This is a genomic window from Nocardioides salarius (genome assembly GCF_016907435.1).
Taxonomy (GTDB): Bacteria; Actinomycetota; Actinomycetes; order Propionibacteriales; family Nocardioidaceae; genus Nocardioides; species Nocardioides salarius.
The window spans coordinates 1958797-1973565 of the sequence record NZ_JAFBBZ010000001.1 but is presented as its reverse complement, the minus strand read 5'-3'; the positions used below and the strand labels follow the sequence as shown (position 1 = coordinate 1973565).

At 66.8% G+C, this 14769-nt stretch carries 13 protein-coding genes and 1 pseudogene; 5 read left to right on the top strand and 9 right to left on the bottom strand.

Going from position 1 to position 14769, the window contains the following annotated elements; genetic code table 11:
- Positions 1-3: 3 nt before the first annotated feature.
- Genes JOE61_RS09490 through JOE61_RS09460 form a run of 7 tightly spaced genes read right to left on the bottom strand, consistent with a single transcriptional unit; the run spans position 4 to position 7976 of the window.
- On the bottom strand, positions 4-744 hold the full coding sequence (locus JOE61_RS09490) for an ABC transporter ATP-binding protein (RefSeq protein WP_193669849.1): 741 nt from the start codon (positions 742-744) through the stop codon (positions 4-6).
- A 10-nt stretch (positions 745-754) separates the two neighbouring features.
- A complete protein-coding gene (locus JOE61_RS09485; RefSeq protein WP_193669848.1) occupies positions 755-2095 on the bottom strand; it encodes an ABC transporter substrate-binding protein in 1341 nt (446 codons plus the stop codon).
- Complete coding sequence (locus JOE61_RS09480) at positions 2092-2862, bottom strand: enoyl-CoA hydratase/isomerase family protein (protein ID WP_193669847.1); 771 nt, start codon at positions 2860-2862, stop codon at positions 2092-2094. The genes JOE61_RS09485 and JOE61_RS09480 overlap by 4 nt, the downstream gene beginning before the upstream one ends.
- Positions 2859-3932 (bottom strand): acyl-CoA dehydrogenase family protein, encoded by a 1074-nt coding sequence (locus JOE61_RS09475; RefSeq protein WP_193669846.1) that lies wholly within the window; start codon positions 3930-3932, stop codon positions 2859-2861. The genes JOE61_RS09480 and JOE61_RS09475 overlap by 4 nt, the downstream gene beginning before the upstream one ends.
- Positions 3929-5083: an acyl-CoA dehydrogenase family protein gene (locus JOE61_RS09470; protein ID WP_193669845.1), complete on the bottom strand. Its 1155-nt coding sequence runs from the start codon at positions 5081-5083 to the stop codon at positions 3929-3931. The genes JOE61_RS09475 and JOE61_RS09470 overlap by 4 nt, the downstream gene beginning before the upstream one ends.
- Positions 5080-5835: an enoyl-CoA hydratase/isomerase family protein gene (locus JOE61_RS09465; RefSeq protein WP_193669844.1), complete on the bottom strand. Its 756-nt coding sequence runs from the start codon at positions 5833-5835 to the stop codon at positions 5080-5082. The genes JOE61_RS09470 and JOE61_RS09465 overlap by 4 nt, the downstream gene beginning before the upstream one ends.
- Positions 5835-7976 carry an acetate--CoA ligase family protein gene (locus tag JOE61_RS09460; RefSeq protein ID WP_193669843.1) on the bottom strand — a complete coding sequence of 714 codons (2142 nt, stop codon included), beginning with the start codon at positions 7974-7976 and terminating at the stop codon, positions 5835-5837. Before JOE61_RS09460 ends, JOE61_RS09465 begins: the two co-directional genes overlap by 1 nt.
- Before the next feature lie 128 nt (positions 7977-8104).
- Between JOE61_RS09460 and JOE61_RS09455 the strand changes: the two genes are divergently transcribed.
- The gene (locus JOE61_RS09455; protein ID WP_204797198.1) at positions 8105-9070 is read left to right on the top strand and encodes a phosphotriesterase family protein; all 966 of its coding nucleotides are present in this window, start codon (positions 8105-8107) and stop codon (positions 9068-9070) included.
- Between the two features lie 140 nt (positions 9071-9210).
- Positions 9211-10169: pseudogene (locus JOE61_RS09450) on the top strand (integrase core domain-containing protein).
- 13 nt (positions 10170-10182) lie between these two features.
- On the opposite strand, the gene JOE61_RS09445 reads toward JOE61_RS09450, so the two are convergent.
- The gene (locus tag JOE61_RS09445; RefSeq protein ID WP_193669842.1) at positions 10183-10824 is read right to left on the bottom strand and encodes a TetR/AcrR family transcriptional regulator; all 642 of its coding nucleotides are present in this window, start codon (positions 10822-10824) and stop codon (positions 10183-10185) included.
- A gap of 161 nt (positions 10825-10985) precedes the next feature.
- Here JOE61_RS09445 and JOE61_RS09440 point away from each other — a divergent pair, with 161 nt between their 5' ends.
- The 3 genes from JOE61_RS09440 to JOE61_RS09430 are packed head-to-tail and all read left to right on the top strand — an operon-like array spanning position 10986 to position 14189.
- Positions 10986-12782: a flavin-containing monooxygenase gene (locus tag JOE61_RS09440; RefSeq protein WP_193669841.1), complete on the top strand. Its 1797-nt coding sequence runs from the start codon at positions 10986-10988 to the stop codon at positions 12780-12782.
- Positions 12779-13768: an Ldh family oxidoreductase gene (locus JOE61_RS09435; RefSeq protein WP_193669840.1), complete on the top strand. Its 990-nt coding sequence runs from the start codon at positions 12779-12781 to the stop codon at positions 13766-13768. The genes JOE61_RS09440 and JOE61_RS09435 overlap by 4 nt, the downstream gene beginning before the upstream one ends.
- Position 13769: 1 nt before the next feature.
- Entirely contained in the window at positions 13770-14189 is a 420-nt protein-coding gene (locus tag JOE61_RS09430) for a carboxymuconolactone decarboxylase family protein (protein ID WP_193669839.1), read from the top strand.
- A 43-nt stretch (positions 14190-14232) separates the two neighbouring features.
- On the opposite strand, the gene JOE61_RS09425 is transcribed toward JOE61_RS09430, so the two are convergent.
- Positions 14233-14637, bottom strand: coding sequence for a PaaI family thioesterase (locus tag JOE61_RS09425; protein ID WP_193669838.1), 405 nt, complete (start codon positions 14635-14637; stop codon positions 14233-14235).
- Positions 14638-14769 lie beyond the last annotated feature (132 nt).

The following is a 14769-nucleotide window of genomic DNA, read 5'->3' as shown; positions in this document are numbered from 1 at the left end:
ATGCTAGGAACCGCCTTCCGCAGATTCCACATCGACGGCCAGGTAGCCGCTGAGGATCACGTCCGACCCAAGCAGCGAGTCGCTGTCGTTCGACGCGGTGATCTCGCCGGATTCGAGGACATACCCCCACGAGGACATGGCGAGCGTCTGGTTGACGTTCTGCTCCACCAGCAGAATGGGGAGTCCTGACTGTGCGATGCGCTTGATCGTGGACATGATGAGGTCGATCACGATTGGCGCCAGCCCCAGGGAGGGCTCGTCGAGGACAAGTACCCGGGGCTGGAGCGCAAGCCCCCGGGCGATCGCGAGCATGCTCCGCTCGCCACCGCTCAATGTTCCGGCGTACTGGCCCTGTCGCTCGGACAGCCGCGGGAAGAGGTCATAGAGCTCCTCCAGCTCGAACGACCGGTCCTGACGTCGCCCTGCGCGCCGAGCGGCCACCGCGAGGTTCTCGGCGACCGACATGTCGGTGAACAGATACCTGTCCTGCGGGACGACGACGAAGCCGCCCCGGACCATGTCCCACGGTTTCGCGCCACGCACGTCCTTCCCGAAGAGCTCGAACTTCTCAGCCTTCGTCGGCAGGTGCCCCAGCAGACCTTCGATCAGAGTGGTCTTGCCTGCCCCGTTGGCGCCCAGGAGTGCGACCACCTGGCCGCTCGGGATCGTGAGATCGATCGACCTCACGATCTCCGAGCGGCCACGCCACACGCGCAGGCCCTCAACGCTCAGCGCTGTGTCCATCGGTGTGCCTTCAGCGAGCGGGGAAGATCGCCGTGCCGTCGGCGGCTTCCTCGGGATAGATGGGAACGAACTTCCCGTCCTGGATCTGGGTGACCAGGCCGACAGCGCGCTCGTTGAAGCCCCGGTCGTCGAACTTGACCCCGTGGCCGACGATGTAAAGGCCGAGCTCATCAGCGTTGATGCCCTCGATCTCGACGTCGTTGAGCGCTTGGTTCATCGCGTCGGCATCGCTGAAGTCGTCGGCGTTGGACAGTGCCTCCGCGATCACCGCAGCGGCCGAGTAGTAGTACGCGCCGACGCCGTCAGGAACCTGGCCGTCGAACTTCTCGGAGTAGTCCTCCACGTAGCCCTGAGGCGTCTGCTCCGCGTTCTCTCCGGCCTTGAGTAGGCTGGTCCAGTAGTTGCCGGCCATGTCGCCCTCAGCGGCCTTGCCGACAGTCGGGATGAACTGCGCGTTGGTGTTGCCGCCCAGCACCCCGACGGTCATCTTCGGGTGCCAGCCCGCGCCCTCGAGCGCCGGGTAGAAGAGGAACGAGCCCTGCGGGTTCCCGAAAAAGCCGATCAGGTCGGGGTTCTGTTCCTTGGTCTTTGCGACGATGGGACCGAAGTCGCTCGTGACCGCTTCGTCGTACGACGTCGTGTCGAGGATCTCGACCTCGGGGTACTCCTCCGTGAGGGTGCGCTCCCAGGCCTCGAACGCCTCCGGGCCGGCACCGGCGCTCACGTAGATGATCGAGACGGTCTCGATCGGGTCGCCGGCGTCTTCCGAAGCCTTCATCGCGGCACGGATGCCTTGTGCGGCCCACCCCTGCTCGGCGAGGATCGACGGGGCCAGCTTGTAGACGTACTCGCGCCCCTCACCGATGATCGCGTCAGCAGCCTCCATCGGCACCAGGAGCGGCACCTTGACCTGGTCGGCGGTTTGCGCGGCCGTGATCGTCAGCGGCGTCGACGACGCACCGACGATCAGGTCGATGCCGTCGGAGGCCAGTCGCTTCATCAGCGCGGGCACCTCCTCGGGCTTGGATCGGTTGTCGAGGGCCACGACCTCGAGGTCGCGGCCGTCCACACCGCCAGCCTCGTTGATGTCCTCGACCGCGAGCTTGAACGAGTTCAGGCTCTGCGTGCCATACGGAGCCGCAATGCCCGTGAGGGCAGCAATGACGCCGATCTTGATCGCCCCGCCGTCCTCGGCTGCGTCGCCCGACCCCGAGCCGCACGCCGACAGCGCGAGTGCCGCCGCGGTCAGGAGACTCACGACCTTGGCCGCCGACCGGCGACCTCCAGTAAACCGCTTCATCAGGTCTGTCCTTTCGTGGTTCTGCATGGGAATCGAGAACGTGCAGGTCATTGGCCGCTCCAGACGGGTGCGCGCTTCTCGCTGAACGCTTCCGCGCCTTCGGCTCGGTCCCGACTCAGATAGGGACTCGGACCGGGGTCGAGTCGAACCGCTGTGGCGACCGGAAGGGTCGACCCGTGCTGGACCATCGCTTTGAATCGCCGCAGGCTCAGCGGCGCGCGTGAGGCGATCGTCTCGGCGACCGCCTGCACGTGCGGCTCCATCTCCTCGGCAGCGACGACCTGTGACACCAGCCCGATGCGCTCAGCTCGCGTCGCGTCGAAGGTCTCGGCTCGGTAGAGGATGTCGAAGGCGTGCGCCCAGGGAACCAGGCGCGGCAGCATCTGACTGCCGAAGTTGGCACCGAGGCCGACCCTTCCCTCCGGCATCCGGAACCGCGTGTCCTCCGCCGCGATCCGCATGTCACAGGCCATTGCCAGCTCCATGCCGCCGCCGACTACCCATCCCCGTAGTGCAGCGAGCGTCGGTTTTCGGCACTCGAATACAGCTTCGTAGACGTTGCGCTGAGGCGTCCGCATGGGATCGACCCAACGGTCGGCGCCGTTCTCCTTGAGGTCCGCTCCCGCGCAAAAGGCTCGGGCGCTGGTGGTGCCCAGCACCACCACGCACGTCTCTGCGTCACTGTCGAGCTCGGTGAAGGTCTCGACGATGCGACGCTGCAAGGACGTGCTGAGGGCATTGAGGCGATCCGGGCGATCCAGCCGCACCCAGGTGACGGGGCCGTTCCGCTCGACCTTGAGCCCGTCGACGGAGGTCACCACGGAACCCGCTCTCCCACGTCGCGTGCTGACAGCTCCGCCAGCGGCGGGGTCAGCACGGGCCAGGCACCCGGTGACTCGGGGAACACAAGCTGCTCAGCGAGGTCCGCTGCCCAGTGCGCCGTCGTGCCGAATTCGTCCTGCCAGCTCCACAGACGACGCGTGCGGGTCTGGATCGGGTGTTCCTCCGTCGTGCCGATGGCACCGAACACCTGGTGGGCGAGCCGCGTCAGGATGGCCGCCTGCTCGCCCAGCATTGCTTTGGCGGCCGCCACCATCATCAGGCGGCTCTCCGGTGCAGAGCAGATTGCCGAGTCGACCGCCGCGGAGACCGACGCCACCGCCTCCGCGATCAGGACCAAGTGATGCTGGACCGCCTGGAACCCGGAGATCGGGCGCCCGAACTGCTGGCGCTGCTCGGCATGGACGAGCGAGGCGTCGAGCACGAACTCCATCGCGCCCACGGCAGCCACGGTCCTCAGCAGGCCGCCCCTGGCTCGTGCCTCGCGCGGCCGGGCACCGACTGTGGCGATCTGGTCGGACTCGACGCCGAGGAACCGCAGGTCGTCGCGCGGCTCGCTGGCGAGGTTCACGCTCTCGCGCACCTCGAGGAGATCACGATCCACGCACACCCAACGGGTCTCGGCGCCCGCTGACACAGGGAGCAGCACTGCCGCCGCGTGACGACCCCACGGGACACGGTGGGCCACGCCGTCGAGCCGCACCCGACCGTCATCGAGAAACGTGGCCTCGACGCGGTCTTGCTCCTCGAGCCCAGCACAGACCACGACGGAATCACGGGGCAGAGTGAGCCTCGCGGTGTCGGCGACCCAGCGGGCCAGGCCGACATCGGATACCGGGAGCGCGATCGCGTTCTTGCCGACCGCCTTGGCGATCGCCGCGTGGTCCACGAGCGTGGCATCGGCGCCGATCGCAGTGAAGCCGCCGTCCTGCAGTTGGCCCCACAGGTCATCCGCCCATGGCGCGACAGGACGGAAGACCGTCTGCTGGTCGTGCTTCTCGAAGATGGCGGTGAGCACGGCGAACAAGTCGTCGTTGAAGTTGGTCATGCTGCACGCCCCCGGTTGCGGATGAGGTCCTTCGCGATGACGGTTCGCAGGACCTCGTTAGTCCCGCCTCGCAGGGTGAACGTCGGCGCAGTGACGATCGCGTCGGCGAGGAGCGCATCGAGCTCGTCGCCCACAGGGTCGACCTGTCGATCGATGATGCGGCGGACGGCATTGATCGCGTCGTTCTCGAACTGGGTACCCATGTCTTTCACAAGCGCCGCCTCCACCGCGGGCAGCTCCCCTTGGTCGAGCCGGCGAGCGATGGAGAGCGACATCGTCCGGAACGTCATGTAGCGCGCGAAGAGGAGGCCCAGTTCAGCACGGACCGCTCCGTCCAGCTTCGCTTCCTTGAGTTCGTCGTAGAGCCGCTGGACAATCGGCATGACCGACAGGAAGCGATCGGGACCGGACCGCTCGTGAGCCAGCTCGGAGGTCACCTGGCGCCACCCGTCGCCGGGCTCCCCGAGCAGCATCTCGTCGGCGACGAACACGTCGTCGAAGAAGACCTCGTTGAAGTGGTGGGCACCGTTAAGGAGTCGAATCGGTGCCACTGTCACGCCCTCTGCCTTGAGGTCGACGATCAGCTGGCTCAGGCCGATGTGCTTGCGTTCTGTCAGCGGCTGGGTACGGCACAGGGAGACGGCAAAGTCGGCGTAGTGGGCGCCCGAGGTCCAGACCTTCTGGCCGTTGAGGATCCAGCCTCCCTCGGTCTTCGTGGCGCGGGTTCGCACGGATGCGAGGTCCGAGCCAGAGTCCGGCTCGCTCATGCCGAGGCAGAAGAACACCTCGGAGTTGACGATCGCCGGCAGGAACCTGTGCTTCTGCTCCTCGGTCCCGAATTTCAAGAGCATCTGGGCGGTCTGCCGGTCGCCGACCCAGTGCGCACTGATCGGAGCGCCCGCCGCGAGCATCTCCTCCACGACGATGAAGCGGTCGACCGCGGTTCGGCCGTGACCGCCGTACTCGGTCGGGACCGACATCCCGACCCAACCGCGTCGGGAGATCTCCTTGCTGAACTCGATGTTCGGCTCGGCGTTGATGCCCAACTGGGCTGGGTGTCCTTGCTTGCGGTAGTCGACCATGAACGCCCGGACCTCGTCACGCAGAGCCAGCTCAGCATCGTCGAGGGGAGAACTGGGGAAGTTGATCATCGCTCCGCCTGAGCACGCAGCCGACGCTCCTGAGACCACATCTGGACTCCACGCTCGACTTCCAGGGCGGCGTCCCAGGTGAGGTACTGGCCGGACGTCTCGATCTGGAAGGAGTGCTTCACGCGTCGGGCGAGGAGAGGGTCCTTGGCGGTCGTGGCAGCCATCCTGGAGGCGGTCGGCTCGACCTGGTCGTCTTCGACACACACGGCCGCGAACCCCACCTCGTGCGCGCGGGCACCCGAGATCTCCATGCCGAACAGGCCCAGGGCCCCAGCAATCTCGCGGCCGGCCAGGCGGCGCGCCAGAGTGAAGAAGCCCCCGCCGGGGTGGATGCCCGCGGCGGTGAAGCCGGCAATGATGCGCGCGTCCTCCGCTACGATCCGGAGATCGGCGGCCATGGCGAGGTTGAGTCCAGCGCCCACTGCGGCGCCACGCACCGCCGCTATGGTGGGGACGGGAAGCTGGCCGAACCTCACGAAGCTGCCGTACATCGCATCGGAGAGCTCGTAGGCCTCGTCAGTCAATGTGCCGCCGCTGTAGGTCTCGCCCCACGAGGCGGTGTCAGCGCCCGAGCAGAACGTGCCGCCCTCGCCGCGCAGGATGACGCAGCCGATGCGGTTGTCGCTCTCGATCTCCTCGCACGCCGCGGCGAAGTCCTTCGCCATATCGTTGGTCAACGCGTTGCGGATGGCTGGGTTGGAGATGGTCACCCATGCGACGGCTCCCTCTCGCTCCACGCTCACAGACGGCATCAGTTGGTCTCCTTAGTGGTCAGTCGCATGAGGAAGTCCAGGGCCAGCACCGGGTGTTCGGCGTCGTGGGTGACCCGTACAGGGTTGATCTCCAGTTCGCGCAGGCGCGGTCCCACCGCGACAGCGAGCCGACTCACTCGTGAGACGAGCTCGGCCAGGGCGTCCAGGCCGTATGGCTCGTCGCCGCGAAAGCCGGTCAGGAGGGCCGACGCTCGCGTACCACAAATGAGGTCGCGAGCCCGTTGGGAATCGATGGGCGCGAACGTGGTCGCGGTGTCTCGGAAGATCTCGGTCGCCGTGCCGCCCAGTCCAGCGGTGACGAGGGCAATGCCGCCGGCGGTCGTTGTCACGCCCACGATGAACTCGAGCCCCTCGGGGGCCATCTGCTGGATCAGGACGCCCTCGGGCTGGACGTCGGCGAAGCGCTCCAACAGCTCCTCCGCTGCGTCGGCGATGGCCTCCCGGGCGACGCCGAGCACAACTCCACCTAGGTCGGACTTGTGCAGGACGGAGGCGGACTGGATCTTCAGCACGACAGGTCCGTCGAACTCGTCCGCGGACTTTTCCGCTTCGGCGCGATCGCCGACGAGCCGAGCGCGGGGCACGGGGATCCCGGCCCAGGTCAAGAGCTTCCGCCCCACGGCCTCGGTAACGAACTCGTCCAGGCCGTCGATCAGGGCCCGCATGTCGGTGGGCACCTCGGGCACCGCCACACCCGCGGGCCGTGGTGGCGTCCGGCGCAGTGCGGCCAGGGCCCTGCACGCGTCCCCGACCGAGTCGTAGACGGGGATGCCCTGCTCCCGGAGGTGACGGCGTGCGTCTTCGGTCTGCTCCCGCGACGCTCCCCATGCGATGGCGACAGGCTTCTTGGAACTCGCAGCGAGGACCGCGAGCGCCTCGGCTGTGCGGGTGGCGAAGTCCCCGGTGACCAACGTTAGGGCGATCAGGACGCCATCGACCTCGTCGAGGCTCTCCACCCGGTGACACACCTCGATGAAGTCGTCGCTCACGCCGGTCCGAAAGATCTGAGCCGTGACGTCGACGGGGTTCTCGACCGCGCCGAAACTCGGCACTAGCTCGGCGAGGGACGCCTGCGCCGGGTCGGTGAACTCGCCAACGACCAGGCCGACCTCGTCGGCCCGGTCCGCAGCAAGACTGCCCGCGCCGCCAGAGGTCGTGACGATGCCGAGCCGCCGGCCGCGCAGCGACGGCAGCGCCGTTGCAGCGTGGGCCACATCGATCAGCTCATCGATGTCCCGCGCCTCAATGACGCCGTACTCCGCCACCGTCGCATCGAAGGCCGCGGAGTCTCCGATGATCGCTCCCGTGTGAGACGCTGCAGCCCGTGCGCCAGCGGCGCTGACCGCCGAGCGCAGCACAATCAGTGGCTTGTCCAGCTCTGCCGCGCGGCGGGCCAGGTCGAGGAAGGCGAGCTCGTCCGTCGCGCTCTCGATGTACATCGCCAGGGCCGAGGTGTCGCTCTCGTCGATGAGGTATCGCGCGACGTCGACGCTGTTCAGATCGGCCTGGTTGCCGGTACTCACCCACGAGGCGATGCCGATGCCGCGCTCGTTGGCGAGACTGAGGATCGACCCGCCCACGGCGCCCGACTGGCCGACATAGGCGAGGCAGCCTGCGCTGATCGGACCGTTCTCGAGGGCAGCGGTAAACGTGCCGTACATCTTGGCGGTGGTGGAGAGCACTCCCTGGCAGTTGGGGCCGATCAACCGGACCCCGTGGGCGCGGCCCGTCTCGACGAGTTCGCGCTGCAGGAGCTCGCCGTCCTCGCCCGTCTCTCCGAAGCCGGACGCGAAGACCACCGCTGCTCGAGCGCCTGCCGCGGCCACCTCGGGCAGCAGGTCGACGGCCGCCTTGGCGGGGACCATCATCAGGGCGAGGTCGACCGGCTCGGGCACCGAGCCGAGGTCTGGGTAGCACGTCACGCCGGCCAGCTCGTGGTACTGCGGGTTGATCGGAAACACCGAGCCCTCGTAGCCGAAGCTGGCTAGGTACTCCAGCGGGCGCGAGAACGGGTTGCCGCGCCGGCCCGACGCGCCGACGACAGCGACGGCACGAGGGTGGAACAGCGCATCGAGAGCCTCGACGACGCTGCTGTCCTCGTGATTCCGATCATTCACCATGCGACTGCAGCCTTTCGGGACGGACTCTTGACAACCAGACGGGGAACCCTGTGTCCTCTCTCACACAGAGAGAACATGAATATGGCGCCATTGTCAATAACGGTCCATTGAACTTTTCGAGGAGCGGCATGAACGACACGATCCCCACGATGCGCGGCACCGAACTGCCCAGCGAGCGCCTCGGCCACACCCTCATGCACGAGCACGTATTCGTACTCAACACCGAGATCGAGACGAACTACCCGTGGGAGTGGGAGGAGTCCGAGCGCATTCAGGACGCGGTGGAGAAGCTGGAATCGGCCTATGACGCCGGCGTCCGGACGATTGTGGACCTGACCGTGATCGGCCTCGGTCGCGACGTCACGCGGGTGCGCAAGGTCGCCGACCAGGTCCGCGTCAACATCGTCCCTGCGACCGGGCTGTACACCTACGACGACGTTCCGATGTTCTTCAAGTTCAGGGGCCCCGGTCTACTGATCGACGGACCCGACCGGCTGGTGGAGTTCATGGTGCGCGACCTCACGGTCGGGATCGCCGACACCGGGATCCGGGCCGGCATCATCAAGTGCGCCACCGATGCCCAGGGGGTGACCCCGGGAGTCGAGCGAGTCCTGCGCGCGACAGCCCGGGCACACAAGGAGACCGGCGCACCCATCTCGACCCACACCCATGCGGGCACCGAGCGCGGTCTGGAGCAACTGCACATCTTCGAGCAGGAGGGCGTCGACCTCACCAAGGTCGTCATCGGACACTCCGGCGACACGACGGACCTGAACTACCTGCGGCGCCTGCTGGGCCGCGGGGTGTCCCTGGGGATGGACCGGTTCGGTCTCGACCTCATGCTTTCGTTCGAGGACCGGGTCGACACCGTGGCCGCGCTGCTGTCCGAGGGGTTCGCGGACCAGATCGTCCTCTCCCACGACGCTTCCTCCTACACCCAGAATTTCGACATCAAGGCAAAGGAGCGCCTCATGCCCAACTGGCACTACGAGCACGTCCACCGGGACGTACTGCCAGCGCTCCAGGAACGGGGCGCCACGCCGGGCCAGGTCGAGCAGATGCTCACGCTCAACCCCGCGCGAATCCTGGGGTGAACCAACAAGCTGTCTTTCCGGCGAGGGAGAGGTGCTCGGTGTACCCGACCAGGACGTTGGTAGCAGCAAGCCTGGTTGAACGAGCGAGAACCTCCGGATGTGGCTTGTCTACTAGGGCCCACTCCAACCCGGAGGTTCTCGTGTCCCACGTTAGTGCTCGGCTGGCTGTTCACGGTCGTCGACTGATCGTCCAGCGCCATCGAGCCGGTCGGCCCAGGCCTATATCGCTGCTGCGATGGGCGTCTCGCAGGTGCGCGCGGGCCTGGGTCGACCGCCACGCCGCCGAAGGCGAGGCCGGTCTCGTGACCGCTCGTCGCGACCGCACAGCATGCCCACGCGTACCAGTGCCGAGCTCGAGCGGAAGGTGCTGACAGCGCGTGCGGAGGATCGCGACAGACCGGACGTGCTGGGACCCAAGGTCGGGGTGCCGGCCCGGACGGCGTCGCGAATCCTGCGACGCCTCGGCGTGGCCCATCTGCGCGAGTGCGACCCGATCGCCTGCGAGGTGATCGGTCCTCGAAAGCGACGGCGGTCCGCTAGGAACGCAAGCGCCCCGGCGAACTGGTGCACATTGACGTCGAGAAATTCGGCACAATCCCAGACGGCGGCGGCTGGAAGATCCGCGGCCGACAGATGGGATCCACTGCGGCGCGCAAACAAATCGAGGTCGGCTACGACTGCGTCCACTCGCTCGGCGATGACCATCCCGGCTGGCCTGCTCAGAGATCCTTCCTGACGAGAAGGGAGAAACCTGCGCGGCGTTCCTCGACCGGGCGATGGCGTACTTCGCGACCCGTGTCATCACCCGCATCGAGCGGCTGAAGACCGACAACGCCTGGGCATGCCGCTACTCCTTGCGCGCTCTCTGTGCCGAGCACGGCATCCGACAGAAGTTCGTCCGCTCGCACTGCCCTGGTAGAACAGGAAAATCGAACGCCTCAATCGCATACTGCCCACCGAGTGGGCCTATCGGCAGGTCTTGACCAGCAACGACGAACGAACAGCAGCGCTTGCGCCCTGGCTCGAGCACTACAACACTGAACGCCGCCACAGTGCATTCGGAGGACGACCGCCCATCAGTCGGCTGTCACCAACCTGATGGCCGGGTACAGCTAGGCGGTCTCGTTGCCCGGGGGCGCGTTCGAGGTGTCCGATCCCAGATCCATGCCCAAAGAGTTGGCCCACATGCGGCTAAGGGTGAAGACCACCAGGTCCTCCTCGTAGTCCTCGTCCATCGCGAGCCACATGTAGCAGAAGTTGCTGACCATCGAGGCCAGCGCCTCCGCCGCATACCTCGGCGGCAGCTCGGTATCGACGATCCCCTCTGCTTGCCAGCGTCGAATGGCTCGCTCGTTGCGGCCCCTGTAGCGCCGCCGCGTCTCCAGACGCATGTCGCGGAACTCGTCCGTGATCGAGGACACCTGCTCCAGGAGGACCACCATCCTCGAGTTCGCCCGGTAGGCCCGGACGTACTGCCGCGTGGCGTGCTCGATCCGCTCTCGAGGTGTTGCTTCGGGACCCAACCGATCGTTCAGGGCCCCTCGCATCTGGTCGTTGATGCGCAGGATCACCTCACGGAAGATGCCTTCCTTCGACTCGAAGTAGTTGTAAAAGCTGCCGTTCGCCGACCCAGCCTCTGCCGTGATGTCAGTGATCTTGGTGTCGAGGAAGCCCTGACGGGCGAACACCACCGTCGCCGCATCGATCAGTCGCTGACGGGTGCGCTCGCCCCGAACCGTGAACACCTTGCCCATCGTTTCCTCTCTTTCCTGCTAAGCCGAGTCAGCCGGAGATCGTATTGAACCGCGACCGGTCCGAATATTGAAGCGAGACGGTCCGGAACGCACTATTGACGTTGGCGCCATGTTCATCTTAACGTGACTCACCTCATTCGAGCATTCCCCCGGGAGGACTCATGTCGGACACCAACGTCGTGCGATTGGCCCAATCGTGGCTCGGCGAGCTGACGAGTGCCCTGGACAGTCGGTCCGTCGAGGCGCTTCGAGACGTCTTCGTTGACGACGCGGAGTGGCGTGACGTCGTGGCCTTCACCTGGGACCTCACTTCCGTGGCAGGCGCCTCGCAGATCGCCGAGTCGCTCGTCCGGATGAACAGTGCCGTCTCGATGCACGGCATCCGCCTCGCCGAGGGACGCACGCCGCCGACGGAGACGTCACGTGCGGGCGAGACCGTGGTTGAGGCCATCTACGAGTTCGAGACTGCGCTCGGTTCCGGGGCCGGCATCGTGAGGCTGCTGCCCCAGGCCGATGGGGGTGCTCGCGCCCGGCTGCTCTCCACCACTCTGCAGGAGATTCGCGGCCACGAGGAGCTCCGTGGCGCGCGACGCCCGAAGGGGACCGCCTACTCGCGGACCTTTGGGGGCATGAACTGGCTTGACCAACGAACTGCCGAGAAGGAGTATGACGACCGCCAACCCGACGTGGTCGTCGTGGGCGCAGGCCAGGCTGGTCTCTCGATCGCGGCCCGGCTGCGGACCCTCGGCGTCGACGTTCTCATCGTCGACAAGCTGCCGCGCGTGGGTGACGTGTGGCGCCAGCGCTACCACTCGTTGACGTTGCACAACGAGGTATGGGTGGCGAGCTTCCCGTACTTGGAGTTCCCCGACACCTGGCCAACGTTCGTCCCCAAGGACAAGCTCGCGGGCTGGATGGAGTACTACGCCGAGGCCATGGAGCTCAACGTCTGGACCCGCAGCACGTTGACAGGTGGAACGTGGGACGCGAAGACGAGGACCTGGAGCCTGAGCCTGGACCGGGAAGGGCGCGAGGTAACTCTGCGGCCACGTCACGTGGTGTTCGGCACCGGCAGCGTGAGCGGTCAGCCTTACATGCCGGACATGCCCGGTCTGGAGGACTTCGGTGGCGAGGTCATGCACTCGAGCCGCTACACGTCGGGCAGCCAGTACGAGAACTGCCGCGCCTTGGTCATCGGCACTGGCACCAGTGCCCACGATGTCGCGCAGGACCTTCATGCTCTTGGTTCAGACGTCACGATCGTGCAGCGCAACCCCACGACGATCGTCAGCATCGAACCGAGCGGAATTATGGTCTATGCGTTGTACGCGCAAGGGCTGCCGCTGGAGGACGCCGATCTGATCGCCGGCTCGAACACCTACGAGACCCTCATCCGCTCCAACCAGCTCATGGCACAGCAGATGTTGCGTCACGACGCCGAGTTGCTCGCGCGCTTGCACGCGGTCGGCTTCCGAACCGACATCGGTGAGGACGAGACGGGATTCCATCTCAAGTACAACCGGCGAGGCGGGGGGTACTACATAAACGTTGGAGCCTCCGACCTCATCGCCGACCGAGAGATCGGGCTGCTCCAGCACGACCAGATCGATCGCATCACAAAGGAAGGGATTCGCTTGATCGACGGCGAGGAGCGTCACTACGACGTCGTTGTCTTCGGGACCGGCTACCTCAACCAGCAGGAAGACATCCGGCAGCTCTTCGGCGATGAGATCGCTGACCGCCTGGGCGCGATCTGGGGTGTCGGTGAGGACGGGGAGATGCAGAACATGTGGCGACCTACTCCCCAGCCCGGACTCTGGTTCAACGGTGGCAGTCTTGCGGCCTGCCGTATCAACTCCAAGTACCTCGCCCTCCAGATCAAGGCTGACCTGGAAGGACTCAATCCCCGCACGAGCGGCAGTGGCGAGCTCGTCTCCTCGGAGGTGGCCACATCATGAAGATCAGGATTGCTGAAGCACGCGCGCTCGTCGCCGACGTCATGTCGACGTATGGCTACGACGCGGAACAGTCCGCCATCATCTCGGATCACCTGATCGACACCGAGCTGCGCGGCTTCAGCCAGGGGGGACTCGCCCGCGCGGTCACGCTCACCGAGCGTCTCGACGACAGCGAGCCGTTCGGCCCGATTACGACCATCCAAGAGACGGTCTCGTCGCTGGCGATCGACGGCGGCGACCAAGCGGGGTACATCGTCGCGAGGGAGCTCACCGAGCGGCTGATCGACAAGTGCGAGACAAGCGCGGCCGTCGTCGGAACAGCCCGGAACACCTGGTGCACCGGGATGTTCAGCTACTACCTCGAGATACTTGCCGCCGCGGGACTGATGGGGTTCATCGCCTCCAGCGGCGGGCCCTATGTCGCGCCGTACGGCGCCTCGGAGGCACGGTTCGGAACCAACCCGGTCGCCTTCGGGTTCCCGACCGACAAGGACCCCGTCATCTGGGACATCGGCACCTCGTCGCTGATGCTCGCCGACCTGACGATCGCGAAGAAGCACGGAGCCGAACTGCCCACGGGACTGGCGTTCACTGCGAGCGGCGAGACGACGACAGACCCGTCCGCCGTCCTGGACGGTGGCACGATCACGACTTGGGGCGGGCACAAGGGATCAGGGCTCGCGCTGGCGGCCCAGCTGCTCGGCATGATGGCTGGGTCCGCGATCGCGCCACCGTGGCTCACGGACATGGGCTTCTTCATGTTCGTGGTGGACCCCGCCGCACTCTCCCCTGACTTCCCAGCACGCGCCTCGGAGTTCGTCGAGATCATGCACGCCACCCGGCCCGTCGACCGCGACCAGCCGGTGCGCGTCCCCTTCGAGCGTTCGATCGCCCTTCGGGAACAGATGCGAGCCGCAGGCGAGTTCGAGGTCGAGGACCGTTTCGTCGAGGCGCTCCGCGGCGCGGCTTCCCGCAGGCCGGCCTGACATGGACCTGGACCTCCTCGCCGGGCACAATGACCCCCAGGTCCGCGCAGGGCTGTCCCGGCGGCGTGCAGTTCTCGGCGATGACTACACACTCGCCGCGATCGAGCGCTCCTCACCGCTCGCCGAAGAACTGCAGGTCTGGGTCACGCGCGACGTCTGGGGTAGCACGTGGGAGCGCCCGGCACTGGACCTTCCCTCGAGAAGCCTTGTGACCCTGGCCCTGCTTGTCGCGGGCGGGCATCAGCAAGAGCTCGCTGCGCACGTGCGGGGGGCTCTGCGCAATGGGCTGCGTGCCGAGCAAGTCCTCGAGCTGGTGCGCCACTGCGCGGCGTACTGCGGCGCTCCCGTGGCACTGGCCGCGATGCGCACCGTCGCTGAGGTGCTTGAAGCCCACGCAAACGGCTCACCACCCACCGACTGACGGGCGCAGCGTTCGGTGGGTGGCGCGGGGCAGCCCGAGGCGCTCAGACGACCGCCTTGACCACCTGCCCGGTGGCGACGACCTTGTCGCCCACCCGCAGCTCACCGGCCAGGAACGCGTGGGTGCGTCCGAGCCGGTCGACCCGGGCGGTGCAGCGCACGACCTCGCCGTCGCGCGCGGCCGCGATGATCGAGGCCGTCGAGCTCACCGTCACGGCGTGCGACCGGTCGGGCAGCGTGTCGAGGAGCCTCAGGAAGCAGGTCACGTCGAGGAGCAGCGGCACGAGCCCGCCGTGCAGGACCGCGGAGGGGTTGGTCGTGGCCTCCGAGACCGCCATCTCGACACCGGCCGCGGGATCGCCGTCGACCGCCAGGCGCAGCCCGAGCGAGCGGTGCAGCGGCAGGTCGAGGACGGTCTGGACGATGGCGGCGCGACGCTCGGGGTTCATGGGGTCCTCGCAGGTGCTGGGCGGGTGGGACCGGGGGCTGGTCCGGCCCCATCATCGGCTGCGGCTCGCTCTCGCAGCACGAGGCCCCGGCTCTGCCGAGCCGGGGCCTCGCGTCCTGCAGGGTGCTAGCGG